Source organism: Halalkalibaculum sp. DA3122 (assembly GCF_043951865.1).
GTDB lineage: Bacteria > Bacteroidota > Rhodothermia > Balneolales > Balneolaceae > JAMQKA01.
Genome location: NZ_JBINJF010000002.1, coordinates 171751 through 194676 on the forward strand (window position 1 = coordinate 171751; position 22926 = coordinate 194676).

The window sequence follows — 22926 nt, forward strand, 5'->3', positions numbered from 1 at the left end:
TGTTAGAAAATAGTTGAAGCTATTGATGTTGCCAGATCAAAAAAGCTGAAAAACAGGTCGGGATATATGCCAAATAAAACCGAAAGTATGGCGGTGCCGGTCAGCGGAACAACCATAAACGGGGAAGCCTCGGTATGGCCCTCGAGTTCCGGTCCGCCCTTTTTAAAATAGGCCCGGTGGATGATGGGAAAGAAATATCCCACGTTCAGCAATCCGCTGATGACCAGAATTATGAGGGGGATTATCATATCTCCCTCCAGTACGCCGGAAGCGAGATACCATTTGCTTACAAACCCGTTGACAGGCGGTATGCCGGCCAGCCCCATCGATCCAACAGTGAATGCTCCCATCGTCCACGGCATAACTTTTGCGATGCCGTTCATGTTGCTGATATTTTTTTTATGGAGATTCACCATGATAGCCCCGGCGCAGAAAAAGAGGGTAATTTTCATGGTCGCGTGGGTGGAAATATGCATGATGCTGCCGATGAGTCCCGTTTCGGTGAGCAGGGCAGCACCGAGTACGATATATGATAAATGTCCCACGGTAGAGTATGCCAGCCGCCGCTTGAGATTGTCCTGGGCAAATGCCAGCAGTGATGCCACAATAACGGTAAAGCCGGCCAGCACCAACAAAATTTCGTTTAGACCGAAGGCCGCCATCACATCGGGACCAAAGATAAATCCAACTACACGGATGACCCCGAATACCCCCGATTTAACCACTGCTACCGCGTGTAATAGAGCACTGACGGGAGTGGGCGCCGCCATCGCCGAGGGTAACCAGCTGTGCAGGGGCATAATACCCGCTTTAACTCCAACTCCGCCTAAAAAAAGCAGGAAGATGGTAACGGCCATGGCGGGGGAAAGCTCAGAGTCTCCAAAGATTCCGCCAGCCTGAAAATCGAGCGTACCGGTAATGGAATAGGTAATTCCGGCTGCGGCGATTAACAGGAGGCCCGCCGTTAACGTGTAGGTCAGGTATTTGCGGCCAGCTGCAACAGCTTTTTTATTCTCACTGTGAACGACCAGCGGGTAGGTGGCCAGCGTGAGCATCTCGTAAAAGATAATAAACGTCAGCAGGTTGCCGGAAAACGCGATGCCGATGGTGGAAGACAGGCAGACGGCAAAGCTGGCAAAATAGCGGGTCTGCTTTTTCTCGTGATGACCGCGCATGTAGCCGATCGAATAGAATGAGGTGAAAATCCATAAGCCTGAGGCAATAATGGCAAAAAAGACGCCAAAGATATCCGCCTCAAGAACCAGCGGTAGGCCAGGAGCAATTTCCAAGAGGGTGATGGAAACGGTTTCGCCATCCAGGGCCGAGGGGAGGAGTGTAAGAACAAGCAAAAACTTGACGACTCCGGCCAGGATGGTCCAGAATTCGCGTATGTTCGGCTTGCCAGAACTCAGTAATATAAACGGTACCGCTGCCAGCGATACCAGGACTGCCAATAAGGGGATATACGTAAGCTCCATGTTAATGGGTAAATACTTTGGTTAAAATCCTGCCGGGAACATAGTTACAATGATATCAACGATGTAGGCATTGAAGATCCCTACGATCAAAAGTCCGATCGCCATTATGCCCATCGGCATCATCATGCTAAAGCCAACTTCATTGGTTCGGGTAGTCTCGGTAACAGCGGTTTCTTCGGACTCGGGATTGCGCAGATACACTTTTTCCAAAATTCGAAAGAAGTATACCGCATTGAGCAGTGAACTAATTAAAATGACAGCCAGTAGCATCCAGCTGCTGTTTTCGATGGTGCCCAGTGCCAAGTACCACTTGCTGAAAAAACCTGCCAGCGGCGGCAATCCCACCATTGAGATCGCCGCGGTAGTAAAAGCGGCCATGGTCCACGGATATTTTTTGCGATAGCTGTCGTCAAATTTTGTAATCAGGGAGTGGCCCTCTTTAAGTCGCATGCTCCCCGATACAAGGAATAGCAGGGCTTTCATTATTGCGTGATTTAACACGTGAAGTATGGCGCCAATAAAACCGAAGGGATTGGCAAGACTGAGTCCCATAATGATGTAGCCAATCTGCGAAACACTGCTGTAGGCCAGCATCTTTTTGAGCTCGCTCTGGGCAATCGCCATAATCGATCCGTAGAGGATCCCGATACCCGCAAATATTCCGATAATGGTTGTAACTGGAAGAGCTGCATCAATAAGCTCTACTCCAAACAAAAACAGTACCACGCGGAAGAGAATGTAGGCTGCTACCTTGGTGCCGATGGGGGCAATAATGGCTGATGAGGTCGATGAAGCATAGGTGTAGGAATCGGGCAGCCAGCCGTGCAGGGGAAACAGTGCCGCTTTTACGCCGATACCGACGACCATCAATATTATTGCTACTATGACGGAAGAGTGCCCGATAACCTGCGGCAGCATGTCGTGCATGTCAATGATGTTCAGCGTGCCGGTGACGGTGTATAAAAATCCAACCCCCAGCAGGTAGAGCGATCCGCCAACCGTACCGATAATCAGGTACCGGAAAGCAGCATAAGGGGCCCGTTTTTCTCCAATAGCGATGAGTGCATAGCTGGAGAGGGAAGAGATTTCCAAAAACACGTAGAGGTTAAACAGATCGCCGGTAAGCACCATGCCGTTGAAGCCAAGCATCATCAGCATGGCTACCGAATAATATCCCATTAATTTGCCGGGAAATTCATTTTGACTGATCTCCCTGGAATGAATAAGAACCAGGAAGGAAATCGCGTTAATCACGAGCACAATAAACGCGGCAAGCCCGTCATAAACGAACTCAATGCCGATGGGGGGCGGCCATCCGCCGAAAAAGTACCGAACGGTTTCACCGGTTTGAAGTAAATACCACAATCCATAAGTGGAGAAGAAGGTGGCGATGCCTGAGCCCAGCAGGGCCAGGTGCCATGTTATATCCCGCTTCCACAGCCCGATAACGGGAATCAGGATCGCAAATAAGATATACGTAATGGGGATTAAAGCCGGTATCTCTGATCCGATCATTGAATCTTATCTAAAATTTCTTCTTCGTTGAGTGTTTCGTAGCGGTTATATATTCTGATGATCAGTGCAAAGGCCACACCCAATGTTGCCACTCCCACGACAATAGCTGTCAGCATCAGGGTGTGCGGAAGGGCATTCATGTAATTCGAGACTTCACTAACCGGGAGGTTATCTGATTTTACAGGAACGGTGGCACCGTCTTTCATGGCTACGGATACAAAAAACAGAATTACAGCGGCCTGAAAAATGGAAAGCCCGATCGTTTTTTTGACAAGGTTTTTTTTCAGGAGCATGCCGTACAGGCCAATGGCCAGTAAAATAATGGTAAACCAGTACGCGTAATGGCCCATAAGAAAATCAAGCATAGTCTTCACCTTTTACCATGTTGTCATAAATGAGTACGAGTACGGTCATCACGGTTATGCCAATGCCCAGTTCGATGATCAGGATGCCCCAGTACCGAAGATCTGCGCCTTCCAACCCCGGAATGGGCAGCTGCTCGTAATCCAGGAAATATCCTCCGCAGAGTAGTGCGACGAGTCCGGTTCCAAAATAGATGAGAACGCCAAGCGCGGCGTAGGGGGTGGCCAGGTAATCCCTGAATTGCAGGTTGGCAATTTCGGTACCGCTTGAGATACGGATCAACAGCAGAGATGCAGCCAGCAGCGTGCCGCCCTGGAATCCCCCGCCCGGGGAGTAGTGCCCGTGGAAGATCACATAAAAGCCGAAAATCATGATATAGGGGCTCAAAAATCGGGTGCCCAATAAAATAATGGGACTGTGTTCTCTATTCGTCATCTTCCTGCCCCCGTCTCCTTAACAGTAAAAAGCATATCAAGCCAGCTGAGAAAATTACGATCTGTTCTCCAAGCGTATCGATACTACGATAATCGCCCAGGATAACCGTGACGATATTGGGCGTATGAGCATCATTGTATGCTTCCTGGATATAGTAGTTGCCCGGCACTTCGGTACCCGTCATGCTTGTTTCCTGGTTCATTTGATTGTCGGGATTGCCGCGGTACGGCAGATCAGACGCGGCAAAAACAAGCACCAGGGTAAATGTGAGGATTAAAAGTAATTTTAAGTACTTCAATCTACTGTGGTGAATTTGGTTTGATAAATTGCTATTACAAGTAGGATCCCTGTTACCCCGGCTCCGACCACGGCCTCGGTAAAACCTACGTCTACAGCCCCCATCGTTGTAAAAAGCAGGGCCATCAAAAAGCTGAATGTGGTCAGCATGACGGCTGCCACAAGCAGGTCATCCGCTTCCAGGGCGATATAGGCGGTAATCAGCAGAAATAAAAAAAGTATGAGTTCAAGTGCCCAGTACATTCGTTAGTCATTTTTTTTGTCGAGAAATTGCGGCGAAAGTCCTGAGGAGTAGGCTGCTCTGGCCAGCGCATGTGCTCCAATAGGATTGGCCAGGAGTATAAAAAGCAGTACCAGGAATAACTTGCCGCTGTTAAGGGTAAACCCTTCAAAAATAATCAGCCCGATAATGATCAGGATCATGCCCAGCGTGTCGCTTTTGCTGGTGGCGTGGGTGCGGGAATAAAAATCAGGAAGACGAATGGTCCCTATACTGCCGATCAGCAGGAAGAAAATACCCAGTACAATAAATAGGATGGTTAAAACAGCGGTGATATCAGTCATCAAATCGCACCTTGGTTGTTGAAAAGTATTTTGCAATAGTAAGCGATCCTATAAACCCGAGAATGGCGTACGCCAGCGTAATATCGATAAACATGTCGATCCGCCCGAAAACGTACCCGATTAAAATAATCAGCACGATCGTTTTGGTAGCAATGGCGTTGGTGCCGACAAGTCGGTCAAATACAGTAGGCCCCTTAATAACGCGATAAGCAGGAACCGCTATAATGGCAGTTAAAACGACGGCGCTGATCAGAAAAAAGGTTTCCATTATATTTCCTCCCTGCTTTTGATAACCTCAAAGTCTGATACGACCGAACGGTCTTCGGCAGTGAAGAGCCGTAACACTTGTTTCGGCATTTTGTCGCTTGCGATCCCCTCAAATGATGAAGGAGTGATGGCGTGTACAACAAATTCGTTATCCTGAATATCCACCGTCAACGTTCCGGGGGTGAGCGTAATGGAATTGCCCAAAATCATTTTACAATGGGGGTTGGGATAATCTACCTTGAAACGGACAACGGTGGTTTGAATGGGCAGCGACGGGTTTAGCAAAATTTTTGCCACCTCGATTCCCGATATCACAATCTGCACCAGCAGCCAGCCGAAATAGTAGGGAGCGTACAAGATGCGAAGGTCTTTTAGAACATCGGTTTCATTTTCATAAAACGAGAAGGTTTTGAGCTTGTGATTAATCCCCATGACAATACCCACGCTTATCAATCCCATGATCGTGTGGACAAGGTCAAAAAAGCCACTCATAAGATACCAAAACCCCATCAGGCTAATAAACGACAGGAGCAGACTTTTTGCTGATAACTTCAAAGTTCTAACCAGTTATGTTGATAGAGATAATTGCGGGCTCTTAAAATATCAAAAAAGGGGAATCCTCAAAATGAATTCGCCTGGGTCATTCAACGTATATTCGGATATTCCTGCAATGATATAAATGCAAATGATCGGAGCATTGTCGCTGCTTTTTACAGAACTCAATTTTAATGATTGGAGAATATAAACTGTACATCAGATTTCCAAAACATGGTTGTATGTAGTTATAAGTTTTTCTTAAAAAAATGTAAATAGGATCTGGGCCTTTTTAACCCGTATTACTCGGCAAGTAAATTAGTAGCAGAAAAAATAAAGCAACCCGGGATCAATTTTTTTAGCTCTCTTGTATCAACCAAAATTGAGTGTGGTATCCATTAATGTAACCACGTTTACTGTTTCAGAAAGTGGCACAGCGTTTTTTACCCAATGGATCAATCTCCGTGACGTTGTCCTCTCCAAGACGGATTTTATGGATTTGTCACCGAATGGGGTAATGATCGATTAACGGGCTCAATGAGTTTTTGTCATGAAGAAGAACGGGAGAGGTTACACCAGGCTCCCTGTAATTAGATAGTGTTAAGTTAAATCGTATTTTTGTGTATGATGCTTACTTACTTCCTTTTTATCATCGGACTTGTTTTTCTGCTGGCAGGGGCGCAATGGCTCGTGGACTCCTCTACCGGCATTGCTGCCCGTTATGAGATTTCTCCACTGTTTGTAGGGGTGGTCATTGTCGCCTTTGCGACCAGTGCGCCCGAGGTGGCGGTAAGTCTAGGCGCGGCATTGGGGGGAGAGGCTAGCCTGGCCCTGGGAAATGTAGTTGGGAGTAATATCGTAAATGTGCTCCTGATTCTGGGAGTTACCGCCGTTATCGCTCCAATTGCCATCCGGCGCCGAATTGTTCTGCTTGACATCCCGATCCTGATTGTACTATCGCTCCTGGTTTACCTGCTGAGCCTGGATGGAGTGCTGCAGCTGTGGGAGGGGGGACTCCTGCTTACCCTGTTTGCCGGGTTTCTTGTTTTTCAGATTAAGCAGATTCAAAGAGACAGCATGCCCGAACCGGCAGAGGCTGAACCTCCCGTTCAACGAGAAGTCCGCCCCCTGCCGATACAAATAGGACTGTTCGTTACAGGGCTGGGAACCCTGATACTGGGCGCCCGCTGGATGGTTGGCAGCGCGGTGGAAATAGCCCTGGCCTGGGGAATGAGCGAGCTGATTATTGGCCTAACGGTAATATCAGTTGGCACCTCGTTGCCGGAGATTGCCACCTCTGTCATTGCAGCACTGAAGGGGGAGCAGGACCTTTCCGTGGGAAATGTAGTGGGCAGCAATATTTTCAATCTTTTGCTGGTGCTGGGCTTAAGTGTTGTGCTAAGTGGTGGTTTTGCAGTATCGCCGGCGGCGGTTGCGCTCGACATACCTTTTATGGTGGCAGTCAGTATCGCCTGCCTGCCGATCTTTTTTACCGGACACCGTATTGCACGTTGGGAAGGGGGCGTCTTTCTGTTTTATTATGCGGCCTATCTTGTGTACCTGTTTTTAGACACCACCGGCCATGAGCTGCTGCCACGATTCAATACTGTCATGATCTGGTTTGTGGTGCCTATTACGCTGTTGACCCTGGGGATACTGGTCACACGGTCTCTGTACCTGAAACGGCTGGCCAACAAGGCCGATGAGTTGTCTGGCCGTTCGTAATCTGCTGGATCTGACTGGCACTGTGATCAGAAAATGGGCATCAGGCCTGCTTTAAAAAGGGCCTCATCAACTCATTGGTTACCAGCAAATTAGAGTATTTGTTACGACAATTACGTGCAAGGAGTTTCCCTTGTTTGCCCAAAAACCTTGCATTTATGCGGTCCACTTCCTCCAAATACGCCACAGATTACCCTGTTATCATGATGAACCTCTGTCATAGAAAAGGTGATAATGTCTCTTTTGGAGGAAGGAAGCACTAAATAAACGGAGTTATAAGGAGGGAGATGTAGAAGCAGATCCGGGGCCGGTAAACCATTCACGCAATTCCGGCCCGCCGCTGCTCAATACATTTTGGCGAAATTATTTTTCGCGAAGTAGTGATATCCTAGTTTTGCAGCCTGAAGACTACCGGCAAGCTGTACTGTACGGGAACCGGCTCTCCACGCTGTCGACCCGGTTCAAATTCGGCCTGTTTTACACAGCGGACAGCTTCCTCGTCAGCTCCGCCGCCGATGCCGCGGGTTACGCGAGGGTTTTCCACCTGTCCCTGCTCATTTACGATAAACTGAACGATAACGCGCCCCTCAATACCGGCTTTTCTGGCCATTTCAGGGTATTTAACGCAGCCCTGCAGCTCGGCCAGTCCTCCTTTCAGCTTGGGCATCTGTTCAACAACCACGAAGAAGTCTTCCTCCTCTTCTTCAGCTCCTTCATCATCGGGAGGCGGGGGCAGCTCGAGTTTCTCATGCAAGTTGAGGTCCGCACTGATATCAAAATTTTGGTCTTCTATGATTTCATCATTGGGAACTTCCACCGGAACGGGAGGTCGCGGCGGGGGTGGCGGCTTTTCGCGCTGTTCGGTCCGTACGATGTCTTCAATTTCAACGACCTCCTGCTCTTCCGTCAAGTTCACCTCTTTTTCAACGGCCTGTATTTCAACTTTCATAGCAACCAGGAAGACCGCCAAGACAAAAATGAGGCCTGTTTCCAGGAGCAGTGTGTAATAATTGCGCAGATCGGCCTCCGGTTTTTTTCGATCATCAGCCATGGTAACCACCTCTTGTCGTTTAAATAAATGAAAGGGGAGGTCCAGCCCGGAATTATCCACAAAAGAAATAATAATCGGAGCATATAAATGTATCTCGTTTACATCTGCCTCCAGCTCATTTTTCGGGCGTAAACCGGGGTGAAATCTCCTCCTTCGGTTTAACGATTTGTGTTAACCTTTTTTTCGTGGAGTCTAACGTTTTTTGGCCGAAAATATTGTGCCGCGAACTTGTAAAAACTGCGATGTATTTCTGCTCGGTCATATATTAGTAATGTAAGATTCAGGGTTGAAATGTTATATCCGGTTTAGCCAGCGGTCCATTCAGCCGGAGCTGCAGGTCGGTACCGTTATCCGGAAGCTTGAGACTGGTGATCTGCTGAAGCTGTTGAAGGAATGTCTGGAACCGGGGAGAGGTATCGTGAATTCGCAGGGTGGCATCTCTCAGGGTCGATTGCCGGAACTGGGCCGGATCCAACAAAAAGTGGCCATTGAGCGTGAGGGTAAAAAGTTCGGAATCAAGCCTCATTTCGCTGATAAAGAAAAGGTGGTCTTCCAGCGTATATTGGTACGTGAGTGAAGCCCCGGCGAGGGGGATCGCTTCTGGTTGAAATCCAAATCCCCGGATAAAAAATTGGTATTTCTCCCGGAACGGGGGCACCGGGGACCAGGTAATACCTGAGAGTTCGATCCTGTTCTGCAGAGAGTCGGTTTCATTACCGGGCTTCCCAAAGTAGGCATCCGCAAAAAGGGAGTCGGCCTGCACGGATCCGATCCCCTCTTCCGGCTGGTGGAAGCTAAACTGCCGGCCCTGGGCTTTAATATTGTGCTGAAGCTGGGCAGGCCGGTTCGTGAGTGCCTGCAGAATCAGATTCCATAAATTTCCGCTGTAGTCGATGGTCAGCGAATCCATCTTGACTTCCAGGAATGTTTCACGGTCGGTGTAGGAGATATCGGCAAGTTCCAGCACGCCGTGCTCCACCTGTTTCAGTCCTGATTCTGTGCCCCATACCATAAACTTGAGGAAGTCGGTGTAGGCCAGGTTAAACCGCGCTGAGGTGGCGCGCTGTATATTCCGGTCTTGAATAATATTGATATTGGAGAAGTGAATATCCCCGGAAAAAGGGCTCACTTCGATAGCGGAAAAATCTACCGTCAATTTCGGGGTTGATTTTGAGGTGATCTCCCGGATCGTTTCGTCAATAGTCTGTTCGGCATTGCGGGCCGCATAAAAATGATAGGCAAGCAGGCCAAGCACCAAGAGCAGTACTCCTGAGAAAAGGTAGATCAGTTTTTTTTTCATTAGCAGCGGGATTTTGTTAAACCGGGAACTGAATTTTTAAACAAAGGGCTTTGCAACTCCCTCAATTCCTTGTTCTGAGGGAGTTGTACTCCCGTTAAAAGGTCAATAAGGTCGGTAATACAACCACCTCCCAACAAAATAGCAGGTTCTGCAAAGGTCCCAAACAGTAGATCAACGGGGCACGAACCTGCATATACTAACATTAACCTGAATTTGACATAATTATCTCAACCAGAATGCCCGTTTACCTTGAAATAGAAACAAAAAACCCTTCTTGAAGAAGGCCCAATCGCGTGGTTCGCGCGCGATTGGGTCGGGAGGTGTAAGCCTAAAACAGAGAATAACATCCCTCCCGCCTTCAGCGGGGCTCCCCTCAAGGGGAGATTAAAGTGCAGCCCCCAAGAAATTAAAAAACAATTTTAAAGTTGGACGTTATATTGAGCTCATGTTAACATTATGTGCAATTTACGGACTGTCTCAAAATTGCGGGTTACCAAACAGTAACAGGTACCAGAGCTCGATAAAGGATTGTATAACACATCCCCTGCTCATCTACTGCCAGTCGAAGCTCCCGTCGGCTGAAATCCGAAGGTTTCCCTCTTTGCCCTTTCCGGCCAGTTCTTTGAGGGTGGTATCTTCCAGCATATTACGGATTTCGTCCCTGGTTTCCGCCCATTGGTCATGCAGCGGACACGGTTTTTCGACGCCACATCCGGGCAGGCCGAGGGCACATTCGGTCAGCAGATCCATTCCGTCGACGGCCACGACCACTTCGAGCAAGGTTACTTTATTTCCCGGCTTTTTCAGTCGAACTCCGCCATTGGGACCTTTCAGGGATTCCACAAGGTCGGCCTTGGTTAGTTCCTGTAGAATTTTGGTTAGGAAATGGTAAGAGATGTCCAGTTTTTCACTGATCTCCCTGATCGGCATATAATTGTTATCTGAGCTGGAGGCCATGAAGAGGGAAGCCCGGATTCCATATACGCAAGCTTTGGAAAGTAACATGAAAAAGGTTTTGGGAATTAATACTACGTTGTCTTAGTTGGCTGCTATAAGTTTAACAAGCAAGGAAGAAACTTGCCATCCCTTCCGGAAGATTGGTGCGGCACCGGCGGGATGTGCCGCACATGGCAGATCGCTTACCGGATTTTTTCGATTTTTTCATAGGATGTTTTAATCCCCTTGATCAAGGCTGAACTAAGTCCGTAGTGTTCCATTTCGTTCAGACCTGCGATAGTGCAGCCTTTGGGCGTGGTCACTTTGTCGATCTCATGTTCGGGATGACCGCCCGACTCCAGCAGCAGGGCCGAGGCCCCGAGTGCCGTCTGGGCCGCAATGAGCTGCGCTTCCTCGGCATGGAATCCAACTTCAATACCTCCTTGCGAGGCCGCACGGATAAAGCGCAGGAAAAATGCAACGCCACAGGCTCCCAGCACTGTAGACGCCTCCATCAGTTCAGTGCCGATGACCAGCGTACGACCAATGGTTTTAAACAGGTTTACGGTGGATTCTTCAGCCTCTTTATGAGGGGTTTCCTCGATACAGGTCATCGACTGGTTGATGGCGGCCGCCGTGTTGGGCATTACACGAATGATGCGGAAGCCGGTACCGGTCAATTCAGCAATTTCTTCATCCGTCAGGCCGGTAATGGCAGAGATCAGAATATGTTTTTCCGGATCGAGTACGGGTTTAATCTGTTCAATAAGCTTTTCAATCTGGTTGGGTTGAACCGCCAGAATGAGAAGCTCTGCATTTTCTACAGCTTCGAGGTTGTCGGAGGTAACGTTGATTCCATCCTCTTCCAGATGCTTGATCAGCTCTACTCGCCGCCGGGTGATAGTTACATTGTACTGATCACGGGCTTCGTCGGTACCGACCAGTCCTTTGGCCAGTGCCGTTCCGAGATTGCCTCCACCCAGAATTGCTACTTCTTTTTTCATGATGTTGTGCGTTTTGTTTTGGATTAAATTCTTTCTTCAAACAGTCATGTAACCACAAAGGACGCGAAGAATGCGCAAAAATACCCAGGTTAAATCACTGCGTGTATTGCGGTTAAACAGCTATCCCTCAAAAGCGTTATCAAACTTCTTCCGGATTTCCTCATTACAAAGATTGCCGATGCTCCCCTCGTGGGTGTGCTCCACCTGCTTCTCCGGGTTGAACGTTCCTTTGCCAATCTGCTCCGCCACCGCCCGGTACGCCTCGCGAAACGGCACGCCCCGGCCCACTTGTTGGTTCACCACTTCCACGCTGAACAGGTATTTATACCGCTCATCATCCAAAATATGTTTGTTGACTTCGATATGCTGCAGCATGAACTCGGCCATATCCAGGCACGATTTCAGTACTTCCACGGCCGGGAAGAGCGCTTCTTTCAGGATCTGGTACTCACGGTGATAGCCGCTCGGCAGGTTGCTGTTGATCATCGCCACCTGGTTGGGCAGCGCCTGGATGGCGTTGCACTTGCCCCGGATCAGCTCAAACACATCCGGGTTCTTTTTGTGCGGCATGATGCTGGAGCCGGTCGTCAGTTCATCCGGGAAGGAGATAAAATCGTGATTTTGACCCGCATAGAGCACGGCGTCCATCGCCATTTTAGAAAGCGTGGCTGCTACAGATGATAGTCCGGTGGCCAGCGACTGCTCCAGCCGACCGCGACTCATCTGCGCCGCCACCGAATTATATTTAAGCGTGGAAAAGCCCAGCTCGTTCGTTGTATGTGTTCGATCGATCGGGAGATTCGAGCCATATCCCGCTGCCGAACCCAGCGGATTCTGATCAGCTACACTATATGCCGCCTTCAGCTGATGAAGATCGTCAACCAGCTGCTCGGCGTACGCGCCAAACCAGAGTCCAAACGAAGAGGGCATCGCCACCTGGAAATGGGTATAACCCGGCATCAGTACGTCCTTGTGCTGTTCGCTCAGTTCTATGAGTCGGTCAAAAAGGCTTTTGATAAGTGATTTAATCTGGTCAATCTCGCTCTTGGCATACAGATGCATGCAGACCAGCACCTGGTCGTTGCGCGAACGGCCGGTGTGAATTTTTTTGCCTGCATCGCCTACCGCTTCCGTCAATCGGTGCTCAATTTTGGAGTGGATATCCTCGAACTCCTGCTCGATAGTGAACGTACCTTCCTCCACCTCGATACCGATTTGTTGGAGCTCGGTAACCAATCCGTCGAGTTCTTCTTCGGAGAGAATACCTGCTTTTTTAAGCATCCTGGCGTGGGCAATGGAAGCCTGCACGTCATATTTTGCCAGCAGCAGATCGAGTTCACGGTCGTTGCCCACCGTGAACTCTTCTACCTTTGTTTCCGTGTCGAAACCCTTGTCCCAGACTTTCATGATATGGTCAGAACCTTGCTTAACAGTTCAATGTAGGTGTCGATGCCCTCCTCGATCTCCGACAGCTTGATAAACTCGTCGGCCGTGTGCGAGCGGTTGGAGTCGCCGGGACCCATTTTAAGAGAGGGCACAGGCAGCAGGGATTGGTCCGAAAGCGTAGGCGAACCATACGTTTCGATCCCCATCGCTTTTCCCGTAGTCACCAGCGGGTGGTCGGTTGGAATCGAGGAGGGCCGGAGCTGTACTGAGCGCGGTGCGATCTCCGATTCCGTGTGGTCGTCAATGATTTGCAGCACATCCTCCAGCGAGTAGGCGTCGGTCGTTCGTACGTCGACGGTAAAGGTACAGCGGTCTGGCACCACGTTGTGCTGGCTGCCGGCATTGATAATCGTTACCGTCATTTTGATGGGACCCAGCGATTCAGAAACCTGGCTGAACCCGAAGGTTCGGAACCATTCAATATCCTTCATCGCTTTATAGATGGCGTTGTCGGCGCCGTCGTGGGCGGCGTGCCCGCTCGTGCCCCTGGCCGTACAATCGAGGATCAGCAATCCCTTCTCGGCAATGGCCATTTTCATTTGCGTAGGTTCACCGACAATGGCGCAGTCAAATTCCGGCAGTACATCGCGGGCGGCGCGCATGCCGTTGTCACCGGAGATCTCCTCTTCCGCCGAGGCACAGAATACCACGTTCCAGGCCAGGTCTTCACGATCGTGAAAATGGAGGAATGTCGCCATCAGGGAGACCAGCGGACCTCCGGCATCATTACTTCCGAGTCCGAACAGCTTGCCGTCTTCCACTTCCGGGCTGTGCGGGTCGCGGGTGTACCCGTCATTCGGCTTTACCGTGTCGTGGTGCGAGTTGAGCAGCAGGGTCGGCTTGCCCGGCTCAAAATGCTTGTTGGTAGCCCAGATATTGTTGTGCAAGCGATGGGTTGTCACGCCGTGCGATTCGAGAAAGTCAATAATGACCTCCGCGGTATCGTCTTCCTCCTTGGAGAGGGACGGGGTGGCAATCAGCTGCTTAAGCAGTTCGATCGCTTCGGTATGTAATGAAGTAGAGGTCTGAATCATCATGTCAGTATTGTTCCTGTTTTGGTTAGTAGATTGGCAGGATGTTTGATCTCAACCTGCCGTACGCCCTTGCTCAGGGCTTTAAAGGCATTCTCCATTTTGGGGAGCATTCCCTCATGGATGGTGCCGTCTTCTTTAAGCTCGACATACAGTTCCCGGTCGATTTCGGGGATGACGGAACGATCATCCTCCACATCAGCGAGAACGCCCTGTTTTTCAAAGCAGAAGGTCAGGGTAACCTCAAAATTTTTGGAAAGGGAGTGCGCCAGTACAGCCGCCAGCGTATCGGCGTTGGTATTGAACAGCTGCCCGTGGCCGTCGTGCGTCAGGGCACAAAAGACGGGTGAAATGTTCATCTTGAGCAGCTTGCTGAGGCCGGGAACATTTACGCTGTCGTCATCCACATCGCCGACAAAGCCGTAATCGATTTCGGCATCTTGCCGTTTGAAAGCCTTAATCGCATTCAAGTCGGCCCCGGAAAGCCCCAGCGCGTTGCAACCGCGGGCCTGTAGCTTGGCCACCAGGTTTTTATTGATCAGCCCGGCGTAGGTCATGGCAGCCACATCGAGCGAATCTTTGTCAGTGACGCGGCGACCTTTATTCATTTTTACCTCCACGCCCAGTTTTTCACTGATCTGACTGGCGATGTTACCGCCGCCGTGGACCAGAATTTTGTGCCCGTCAATATTGCTGAAATCATCTAAAAATTCGGTCAGCAGTGGTTCATCGGCCACAACTTTACCACCGATTTTAATGACGTGAAGTGAATCCATTTAGTGAGCCTACAAAATATTTTTCAGTACAGCCTGGCAGGAGCATACCCTGTTCCTGGCTTGTTCGTAAACAATTGAGTTGTCAATGACGGTATCCTCGGCCACCACGTTGCGGCGGATCGGCAGGCAGTGCATGAACCGCCCGTTGTTGGTCAGGTTCATCTTCTCCGCCGTAACCGTCCAGTTGCCCTCGACCGGCGGCCGCTGGCCATACTGCGTGTAGCTGGCCCAGCTTTTGGTATAGACAAAGTCAGCATCCCGCAACGCTTCTTCCTGGTCGTAATTGACCTCCACACCGCCACTGAACTCCTCATCCAGCTCATACCCTTTGGGATGGGTCAGCGTTACGTCGGCCTCGGTGGTTTGAATCCACTCCAAAAAGGAGTTCACCACCGCGTGGGGCAGCGGTTTGGGATGCGGGGCCCACGTTACCGCAATTTTTGGCTTTTTAATTCCTGTTTCCGCAATCGTCACGAGGTCGGCCAGCGACTGCAGCGGATGCCGGGTGGCCGACTCCATACTGACCACCGGTACGGAGGCGTGTTCGATAAGCTGGTTGAGCACCTGCTCGTTGTAATCCTCCTTGCGATCCTCGAATTTGGCAAACGACCGGATCGCCAGGATGTCGCAATACTGGCTGATCACCTGTGCGGCGTCTTTAATGTGTTCAACGGTGTTACCATCCATGACCACGCCATCTTCAAACTCCAGCGCCCAGCCGTCTTTGCCCATATTCATGACGATGGTGTTCATCCCCAGATTCTGTGCGGCCTTCTGGGTACTCATACGGGTACGCAGGCTGGGATTCAGGAAGATCATCGCCAGCGTTTTTTGGGAACCGATATCCGAGAGAAACGGGTCGGCTTTCAGGCGGATCGCCTCGGTAATTAACGCACTGACATCCTCGACGTCGGAAACCTGGGTGAATTTATTCATTTGTCAATGATTTTTATAAAAACTATTCGTTCAATTGAGAACGCAGATAAAACGGATTCAGCTGACAAACACGGATATCAAGAAGTATTATCGGTGTTCATCCGTCTGATCCGAGTTAACCGTGTTCTGTCAACAAGACACTAGAAGTAACTCGATTTAAGTTTCAACCCGGTATCTTCCGGCAGTCCCAGCATCAGATTCATATTGTGGACCGCCTGGCCGGAGGCGCCCTTCAGCAGGTTGTCTACAATGCTCGTAACCAGCAGGTTGTCGCCGTGCTTTTCGACATGGAGCAGGCATTTGTTCGTATTTACCACCTGTTTAAGATGCAGTGGCTCACTGCTAACATGGGTAAACGTGGCCTCTTTGTAGTATTCGGCATAGAGTTCCACCGCCTGCGGTTCCGTCAAATCCGTTTTGGTGTAGGCCGATACGAAGATGCCGCGCGTAAAATTTCCGCGCATCGGGATGAAATTGATATCCTTGTTATAGACGCCCTGCAGTTGTCCCACACTCTGCTTTATCTCGTCAAGATGCTGGTGGGTGAAGGGTTTGTAGATGGAGACGTTGCCCTCGCGCCAGCTGAAGTGTGTGGTACTACGGGGCTGTTGTCCCGCCCCGGTGGATCCCGTAATGGCGTGGATATTTATATCCTCCAGCAGTTTTTTGTTGGCGGCCATCGGGAGCAGCGCCAGTTGAATGCCGGTGGAAAAACAGCCGGGATTGGCAATCTGATCTGTTTTGCAGATTCCTTCGCGATTCAGTTCCGGCAGACCGTAAACAAATTCCCGGTTGTTGTGGCTCGCATCCTCCCGGAGCCGGAAATCGCGACTCAGGTCCACAATGTTGACATCGTCAGGTAGAGGGTGCTCTTCCAGGAAGGGTCGCGAGTTGCCGTGTCCCATGCAGAGGAAGATAACATCTACACCGGTGTTAACTTCGTCGGAAAATATGAGGTCGGTTTCCCCCACCAAATCCTGGTGAATTGAAGCAACCGGTTTTCCGCCCTGGCTGCGGCTGTATACAAAATCGAGTTCTACTTCGGGGTGGTGGAGCAGCAGGCGAATCAGTTCGCCCGCCGTGTATCCGCCCCCGCCTACAATGCCTGTGGTAATCATGATTGGTCGTTGTGGACTGATCGGTGAAGATTAATTTGATTGGACAGAATTTTGGAAAATCCTTTCACATCCTCTCCGCTCCAGGCCTTGTTCATTTCGCCGTAGTCGCCGAAGGAGGATTGCATGAGATCGTTGTCGGAGCTGATTCCCAGGATTTCATACCGGTATGGATGAAGGCTCACTTTCACGGTTCCGGAGACTGTCTCCTGCGTATCCTCCATAAACGCCTCTATGTTGCGCATTACGGGATCCAGGAACTGTCCCTCGTGGAGCATCTGCCCGTACCATTCGCCGAGCTGATCTTTCCAGTAGAGTTGCCACTTGGTGAGGGTGTGCTTCTCAAGCTGCCGGTGGGCGTTGATGATGATCAGCGGTGCGGCGGCTTCGAATCCCACACGCCCTTTTATGCCGATAATCGTATCGCCCACGTGAACATCGCGGCCGATGGCGTAGGCGGAGCCCAGCTCATCCAGCGTGCGGATCGCTTCAACGGGGTCCATGTTCCGCCCGCCAACCCCGACCAGTTCACCTTCGTCAAATTCAAGTTCCACAATTTCTGAGCCGTTTTTTTCCAGCTGGCTGGGCCAGGCGTCGTTCGGCAGTGGCAGGTGCGAGGTCAGTGTTTCCGCTCCTCCAACCGTGGTGCCCCACAGTCCTTTATTGACCGAGTATTGCGCTTCTTCCCAGTCCAGGTCTACGCCGTAGCCTTTCAGGAATTCGACTTCCTCCTCGCGCGAAAGCTGTTGGTCACGGATTGGCGTCAGGATTTCGAGGTCGGGGACCATCACGTTAAATACGAGATCGAACCGGATCTGGTCGTTGCCGGCGCCCGTACTTCCGTGGGCGATGTAATCAGCATTCAGCGTCTTCGCGTATTCTGCCACGGCGATGGCCTGCGAAACCCGCTCGGCGCTCACCGAAAGGGGATAGGTGTGATTTTTCAGCACGTTTCCATATACGAGGTACCGGATGATCTGCTGGTAAAAATCGTCTACTTCGTCGATGGTTTTGTGGGAGGCGGCCCCCAGCGAAAGTGCCTTTTCTTCCACCTCGTTCAGTTCTTCTTCGGTAAATCCGCCGGTTTCCACCAGGACGGTATGAACCTCGAGATTCAGTTCATTCTTCAGGTAGGCCACGCAGTAGGAGGTGTCGAGCCCCCCGCTGTAGGCCAGCACTACTTTTTTGCTGTTACTCATTGCCATCCAATTTTGAATTTTAGAATCGATTCGGTTTTACGGATAAACTGTTTCTTCTTCAGTTTGAGAAAGCGTTTAAAGCGTTCCCACCTTTTTTCCTTCTCCTGCTGCTTGCGCTTCTTCTCTTTCTTCTTTTTCTCCTCGGGATCATAGAGCATGCCGGTGCAGAGGCAGTTTTTACGATTGTTGCTGTTCAGAATATCGTAGTTCGGGCAGCTCTGGCAGCCGTCCCAAAAGGTGTCGTCACGCGTCAGTTCCGAGAAGGTAACCGGCTCATAGCCCAGGTCGGAGTTGATCTTCATAACCGCGAGACTGGTGGTGATGCCGAATATTTTGGATTTGGGATATTTCTTGCGGGAAAGTTCAAAAATTTTGTGCTTGATCTTTTTCCCCAGTCCCATGCCGCGATAGTCGGGGTGGACGATAAGGCCGGAGTTGGCAACATATTCTTTGTTACTCCATGATTCGACGTAGCTAAATCCCACGAATTTGTCGTTGTCCAGGGCAATGACCGCTTTTCCATCCCGCATCTTGGCCCGTATATAACCGGGTTCCCGTTTGGCAATCCCGGTACCCCGCTTATGAGCAGCCTCCTCCATAAGCTGACATATCTCCTCGGCATACTTTTGATGCGAATCGTCGGCTATTGTGACTTTGATATCCATGTTGGTAGTAAGTTTACGTAAGACAGAGCGTTCAGAGGAATTCTGTCTGGTGATTGGTGTTGATTTGGCGGTTTGATTCGGAGCAGGGGCGTAAACCTGTCTCCGATGAATGGAGATATCTTATGAGGCCCGGAGGGGCCGCGGCGGAAGAAGAGGAAGGCATCGTGGTGGTACAGGAAGAGCGTATACAGCAAAGCTGCTGTTTAGCAATTGACAATATTTTCCCGTTGATTTTAACATGCATCGAAATATAACGGTTCCCTGCAGCATAATGCAAATATTTATTCAGGTGTTTTGCATTTTAAATATTGCAAGAGAATACAGAAGTGAAAACATGCAACTTTTATCCTTTCAACACTTAACTTATTAAGGGCTTTGCAAAACCCTCAATTTCTCGTTTTGAGGGAGTTGGACTCCCGTTTAAAAGGTCGATACGGAACCCCCTTCCAACAGAATAGCAGGTTCTGCAAAGGTCCCTTATTAATATTTATATTTGTTACTCTATGAGCGAATCACTATTTGAGAAAGCAGAACAGAGTCTCCGGAAGATTTGGGGATATACATCCTTTCACACGGGCCAGGATGAGGCGATTCGTTCGGTGCTGAACCGAAAGGAGACCCTGGTGCTTTTTCCCACGGGCGGGGGGAAGTCGCTCTGTTACCAGGTGCCGGCAGCCATACAAGAGGGGTTGACCCTTGTTATCTCTCCGCTTGTCGCCCTGATGCAGGACCAGGTGCAACAGCTTAACGAGCGGGGACTTCCGGCAACATTTGTCAACAGCACGCTATCTTTTTGGGAAATTGAGCAGCGATTCGTAAACGCCCGGAACGGGATGTACAAGCTTTTTTACTGTTCCCCGGAACGCCTCAAAACAGATCTGTTTGAAGCCGAAATGGAAAAATTGAACATCACCCTGGTGGCCATTGACGAGGCGCACTGCATCTCGCAATGGGGACATGATTTTCGACCGAGCTACCGGGATATCCGCCCGTCGCTGGAACCGATTGCCGATTCGGTAACATGGCTGGCCCTTACGGCTACGGCCACCCCGGAAGTGCGTGACGACATCGTTAAAAACCTCGGATTTGAAAGCCCGAATATTATCTCCAAAGGTTTTGACCGGCCAAATTTGAAATGGTGGGTGATTCAAAGCAACAGGAAGGATGCGAAGCTGCTGAAAGCGGTAAGCAGGGCTGCTGATAATGGTGCAGGACTAATTTATGGTGGAACGCGGCGTAATTGTGAACGACTGGCAAACCTGATAAACCGGAAGCTTGGTATTCAAACGGCGGCCTATCATGCAGGTTTCGAAAATGAGGAGCGGAATCGGATCCAGGAGGACTGGCTCGAGGGAAGGGTGCCGCTGGTTGTCGCCACCAACGCGTTCGGCATGGGTATCGACAAGGCAGACTGCCGGTATGTCATTCATTATGAGATGCCCTATTCGCTGGAAGCCTATTACCAACAGGCGGGGCGTGCGGGGCGCGACGGAACTGAGAGCTTCCCCATACTGCTTTTTAATCCTTCAGATGCCGTAAAAGCGGAGCGGCGGCTCAAGGATTCTTATCCTGAGCAAGAGCAGCTTGAGCAGGTGTATCATGTTTTGTGTGATGAGCTGAACCTGGCCCTGGGATCTGAGATGGAACAGGCTGAACAGGTTTCGATTGAAGCATTGACCAAGCGATCGCATCTGCCTAAAAAGATTGTGCACTCTTCCCTGAAAGTGCTCAATCAGCTGGGTGTTATTCAGCTGATTGAGAAGGTGGTTCCCCAGGTCGTACTTCAGTTTGTGGCCAGCCAGGATCGAATCAGGGAGTTGATTGATGAGTGGGAGAACCAGCGAAAGTCGGCGTTTCTGGACACGATCTACCGGCAGTTCGGGGCCGAGGCGTTTGCGGAGAAGAAGCACCTGGAGCTCGATTACCTGCAACGAAAGCTGGATACCTCCCGAAACGGGGTTATTAAGGGCTTGCAGGTGTTGCAGGATCACGACCAGCTCCTGCAGTTTGAGGCGATCGGGGAGATGCCGCTCGTTCGGTTGATCGAAGAGCGCGTCTCCAGGCTCCCGTTCCAAAAGCAGGAACTGGAGGGACACCGGAACAGCCTGTTGAAGAAGCTGGAGTATATGCTGGGATATATCGAGACGGATGGCTGCAGGGAGGTTTACCTGAGAAATTATTTTGGAGAAGAGAATATTCAGCCCTGCGGCCATTGCGACAACTGCCTGGAGGTGATCAATAAGCCGGAGGCACACCTTCGTCGCAGGCATCTGCAGGAAATCCAAAATGTTTTACAGGATGATGGAGGAAAGGCGATCGGGGAAATTGCTGAAATAACCGGCAAAAAGAGGTCAGAGCTGAAGACACTGCTGTCGTTCCTGATCAGGGAGGGCCGGGTTATAACAAGGGAAAATAAATTTTACTGGAGTTAGAGAAGCCGGCCGCAGGCAGGTCTCCCATCCATTACTGGCCGAGCCGGGTGCTGTCCATGATTCCATCCCGCACCATTTGTTGCCGGAGACTGTCGATCGCCCTCGAGATACGATCTACCTGCGGTTTTACCTGCCGATGAAAATATTGATGGCTGGACACAAATTGCTGCTCGGTAACGTCATATTTGTCGAATATAACCTGCCTGAGTGAGTCGATACTGACCCTGAGTGAATCCCTGGGCATCGAGGTGCGGTAGGATTCAAGCAACTGCAGTTCAATTATCAAATCGATATAGGTGTCCTCCCCGATCAAATTTTCCGGCGGTGGATTGGTCAGCTCCTCTGAACAACCCACCCCTGCTGCAAGGAGAGACAGCAGCAGGAAACAAATTACAGCCTGATACCTATTCATTTTCCGGTCGTTTGGGATTGAGTGGACGCATCGTAACGTCACTGATAAGAAAATTATCGGGCGTCTCAAGCACGTTCGTCAAGACGGTGGCTACGTCTTCGGGCTGCATCATGTTGGAATGGGTTTCCTGGTCGGCGTTGTCAAAAAAGTTGGTGGCGATAGAGCCTGGATACAGGCAGGTAACTTTGATGCCGTCGTACCGCAGCTCTTTGAACAGGGCTTCGCTGAAACCGCTGACGCCAAACTTGCTGGCATTATATCCGGAGATCTGCGGGTTCCCGATTTTACCGGCAATGGACGCGATGTTCACTATATGACAAACCCCGGGGTGCTTTTTCATTAATGGAACCACTTGCCGGGTCAGGTAGAACACTCCCGACAGGTTGGTTGCGATCATTCGGTTCCACTCCTCCAGCGGCAGATCATCCACATTGCCAAAATAGCCCAGTCCGGCGTTATTCACTAGTATGTCCGGACTTTCAGAACCTGCAAATTCCTCCGCAATCCACGCCTCTATCGCTCCATGATCGGTGACGTCCATTTTGACAGGGATGAAACGATCCCCGAAGGCCTCTCGAATCCGCCGAAGTTTATCCTCGCTGCGGGCCAGTCCGTAGACGGTGGTTCCCTTGTTGATGAGAGCGTGTGAAAAGGCCGCGCCAATTCCACGGCTGGCTCCGGTAACAATCGCCTTTTTGCCTTGTAGATTCATGATCTGGGTTTTTTAGGTTATCTGTTTTTGAAGATACATATGTAAGAGCAAAGCAGCGTAAAAAACCGTTCCGGGCTATACCGTTAATATCCCATTGGCGGATAATGCTGGCTAACCAGATAGTTTTTTGTGGATCAGGGCCTGGACCATCTCCAGGGCGACCTCATTTTCTCCTCCTCGCGGAATGATGATATCGGCATACCGCTTGCTGGGTTCCACGAACTCCAGGTGCATCGGTCGCACATGCTTTTCATATTGATTGAGCACCCCTTCGAGGCTGCGGTCTCGTTCAACGATATCTCTGCGAATACGCCGCAAAAGCCGGATGTCATCGTCCGTATCGACAAATATTTTAATCTCCATCAGCTCCCGCAACTGCTTTTCGCTTAGAATAAGGATGCCGTCAACCAGGATCACCGGTTTAGGTGTTACCACCCTGGTTCCCTCTTTTCGGACGTGGCGGGAAAAATCATAGATCGGTACTTCCACCTGGCAGCCTTTTTTCAGTGCTTCTATATGGCGGACCAGCAACTCGGTTTCGAGCGCGGAGGGATGGTCAAAGTTCTGCTTTTTACGCTCTTCGAAAGAGAGGTGAGCAAGATCCTGGTAGTAGGAGTCGTGTTCCAGCACCACCATATTTCCAGGGTTAATCTGGTCGGCAATACGCCGGATGACGGTCGTTTTACCAGCACCGGTACCTCCGGCCACGCCTATGACGAGGGGATCCAAAAGTAAT

At 50.3% G+C, this 22926-nt stretch carries 25 protein-coding genes; 2 read left to right on the top strand and 23 right to left on the bottom strand.

From position 1 onward, the window contains the following. Positions 1-2: 2 nt before the first annotated feature. From ACG2F4_RS02490 to ACG2F4_RS02530, 9 genes are read right to left on the bottom strand one after another with little or no spacing between them, the layout of a single operon-like run. Complete coding sequence (locus ACG2F4_RS02490; RefSeq protein WP_395257976.1) at positions 3-1478, bottom strand: monovalent cation/H+ antiporter subunit D family protein; 1476 nt, start codon at positions 1476-1478, stop codon at positions 3-5. Positions 1479-1499: 21 nt separating this feature from the next. After that, complete coding sequence (locus ACG2F4_RS02495; protein WP_395257979.1) at positions 1500-2993, bottom strand: complex I subunit 5 family protein; 1494 nt, start codon at positions 2991-2993, stop codon at positions 1500-1502. Then, the gene (locus ACG2F4_RS02500; protein WP_395257981.1) at positions 2990-3358 is read right to left on the bottom strand and encodes a cation:proton antiporter subunit C; all 369 of its coding nucleotides are present in this window, start codon (positions 3356-3358) and stop codon (positions 2990-2992) included. Before ACG2F4_RS02500 ends, ACG2F4_RS02495 begins: the two co-directional genes overlap by 4 nt. After that, positions 3351-3791, bottom strand: coding sequence for an MnhB domain-containing protein (locus ACG2F4_RS02505; RefSeq protein ID WP_395257983.1), 441 nt, complete (start codon positions 3789-3791; stop codon positions 3351-3353). Before ACG2F4_RS02505 ends, ACG2F4_RS02500 begins: the two co-directional genes overlap by 8 nt. Further along, entirely contained in the window at positions 3781-4089 is a 309-nt protein-coding gene (mbhE, locus tag ACG2F4_RS02510) for a hydrogen gas-evolving membrane-bound hydrogenase subunit E (RefSeq protein WP_395257985.1), read from the bottom strand. The genes ACG2F4_RS02505 and mbhE overlap by 11 nt, the downstream gene beginning before the upstream one ends. Beyond that, complete coding sequence (locus ACG2F4_RS02515) at positions 4086-4331, bottom strand: Na(+)/H(+) antiporter subunit B (RefSeq protein WP_395257987.1); 246 nt, start codon at positions 4329-4331, stop codon at positions 4086-4088. Before ACG2F4_RS02515 ends, mbhE begins: the two co-directional genes overlap by 4 nt. Positions 4332-4334: 3 nt before the next feature. Next, positions 4335-4652, bottom strand: coding sequence for a monovalent cation/H(+) antiporter subunit G (mnhG, locus tag ACG2F4_RS02520; RefSeq protein WP_395257989.1), 318 nt, complete (start codon positions 4650-4652; stop codon positions 4335-4337). Continuing rightward, a complete protein-coding gene (locus ACG2F4_RS02525) occupies positions 4645-4920 on the bottom strand; it encodes a monovalent cation/H+ antiporter complex subunit F (protein ID WP_395257991.1) in 276 nt (91 codons plus the stop codon). The genes mnhG and ACG2F4_RS02525 overlap by 8 nt, the downstream gene beginning before the upstream one ends. After that, the gene (locus ACG2F4_RS02530) at positions 4920-5474 is read right to left on the bottom strand and encodes a Na+/H+ antiporter subunit E (RefSeq protein WP_395257993.1); all 555 of its coding nucleotides are present in this window, start codon (positions 5472-5474) and stop codon (positions 4920-4922) included. The genes ACG2F4_RS02525 and ACG2F4_RS02530 overlap by 1 nt, the downstream gene beginning before the upstream one ends. A gap of 603 nt (positions 5475-6077) precedes the next feature. Here ACG2F4_RS02530 and ACG2F4_RS02535 point away from each other — a divergent pair. Continuing rightward, positions 6078-7178, top strand: a complete 1101-nt coding sequence (locus ACG2F4_RS02535; RefSeq protein ID WP_395257995.1) for a calcium/sodium antiporter — start codon at positions 6078-6080, stop codon at positions 7176-7178. A 385-nt stretch (positions 7179-7563) separates the two neighbouring features. On the opposite strand, the gene ACG2F4_RS02540 is transcribed toward ACG2F4_RS02535, so the two are convergent. From ACG2F4_RS02540 to ACG2F4_RS02590, 11 genes are all read right to left on the bottom strand, one after another. Beyond that, entirely contained in the window at positions 7564-8226 is a 663-nt protein-coding gene (locus tag ACG2F4_RS02540) for an energy transducer TonB (RefSeq protein WP_395257997.1), read from the bottom strand. Positions 8227-8506: 280 nt separating this feature from the next. Further along, a complete protein-coding gene (locus tag ACG2F4_RS02545; protein WP_395257999.1) occupies positions 8507-9526 on the bottom strand; it encodes a hypothetical protein in 1020 nt (339 codons plus the stop codon). Positions 9527-10078: 552 nt separating this feature from the next. Beyond that, positions 10079-10531, bottom strand: a complete 453-nt coding sequence (locus tag ACG2F4_RS02550) for an RrF2 family transcriptional regulator (RefSeq protein ID WP_395258001.1) — start codon at positions 10529-10531, stop codon at positions 10079-10081. Between the two features lie 134 nt (positions 10532-10665). Then, positions 10666-11466: a pyrroline-5-carboxylate reductase gene (gene proC / locus ACG2F4_RS02555; RefSeq protein WP_395258004.1), complete on the bottom strand. Its 801-nt coding sequence runs from the start codon at positions 11464-11466 to the stop codon at positions 10666-10668. A 120-nt stretch (positions 11467-11586) separates the two neighbouring features. Continuing rightward, positions 11587-12873, bottom strand: coding sequence for an argininosuccinate lyase (gene argH, locus ACG2F4_RS02560; protein WP_395258007.1), 1287 nt, complete (start codon positions 12871-12873; stop codon positions 11587-11589). Continuing rightward, complete coding sequence (locus ACG2F4_RS02565) at positions 12870-13949, bottom strand: M20 family metallo-hydrolase (protein WP_395258010.1); 1080 nt, start codon at positions 13947-13949, stop codon at positions 12870-12872. Before ACG2F4_RS02565 ends, argH begins: the two co-directional genes overlap by 4 nt. Further along, entirely contained in the window at positions 13946-14719 is a 774-nt protein-coding gene (argB, locus tag ACG2F4_RS02570) for an acetylglutamate kinase (protein WP_395258012.1), read from the bottom strand. The genes ACG2F4_RS02565 and argB overlap by 4 nt, the downstream gene beginning before the upstream one ends. Positions 14720-14728: 9 nt before the next feature. Continuing rightward, a complete protein-coding gene (locus tag ACG2F4_RS02575) occupies positions 14729-15655 on the bottom strand; it encodes an N-acetylornithine carbamoyltransferase (protein ID WP_395258014.1) in 927 nt (308 codons plus the stop codon). 140 nt (positions 15656-15795) lie between these two features. Continuing rightward, positions 15796-16773, bottom strand: a complete 978-nt coding sequence (gene argC, locus ACG2F4_RS02580; protein ID WP_395258017.1) for an N-acetyl-gamma-glutamyl-phosphate reductase — start codon at positions 16771-16773, stop codon at positions 15796-15798. Beyond that, positions 16770-17969, bottom strand: coding sequence for an argininosuccinate synthase (argG, locus tag ACG2F4_RS02585; RefSeq protein ID WP_395258018.1), 1200 nt, complete (start codon positions 17967-17969; stop codon positions 16770-16772). Before argG ends, argC begins: the two co-directional genes overlap by 4 nt. Then, positions 17966-18634, bottom strand: a complete 669-nt coding sequence (locus tag ACG2F4_RS02590; RefSeq protein ID WP_395258020.1) for a GNAT family N-acetyltransferase — start codon at positions 18632-18634, stop codon at positions 17966-17968. Before ACG2F4_RS02590 ends, argG begins: the two co-directional genes overlap by 4 nt. A gap of 503 nt (positions 18635-19137) precedes the next feature. Between ACG2F4_RS02590 and ACG2F4_RS02595 the strand changes: the two genes are divergently transcribed. Further along, on the top strand, positions 19138-21066 hold the full coding sequence (locus ACG2F4_RS02595; protein ID WP_395258023.1) for a RecQ family ATP-dependent DNA helicase: 1929 nt from the start codon (positions 19138-19140) through the stop codon (positions 21064-21066). Between the two features lie 31 nt (positions 21067-21097). Here ACG2F4_RS02595 and ACG2F4_RS02600 read toward each other — a convergent pair whose 3' ends face one another. From ACG2F4_RS02600 to udk, 3 genes are all read right to left on the bottom strand, one after another. Continuing rightward, complete coding sequence (locus ACG2F4_RS02600; RefSeq protein ID WP_395258026.1) at positions 21098-21478, bottom strand: DUF4296 domain-containing protein; 381 nt, start codon at positions 21476-21478, stop codon at positions 21098-21100. Next, positions 21471-22190 (bottom strand): SDR family oxidoreductase, encoded by a 720-nt coding sequence (locus ACG2F4_RS02605; protein WP_395258028.1) that lies wholly within the window; start codon positions 22188-22190, stop codon positions 21471-21473. The genes ACG2F4_RS02600 and ACG2F4_RS02605 overlap by 8 nt, the downstream gene beginning before the upstream one ends. A 111-nt stretch (positions 22191-22301) precedes the next feature. Beyond that, positions 22302-22919 carry a uridine kinase gene (udk, locus tag ACG2F4_RS02610; RefSeq protein WP_395258031.1) on the bottom strand — a complete coding sequence of 206 codons (618 nt, stop codon included), beginning with the start codon at positions 22917-22919 and terminating at the stop codon, positions 22302-22304. Positions 22920-22926: the final 7 nt, after the last annotated feature.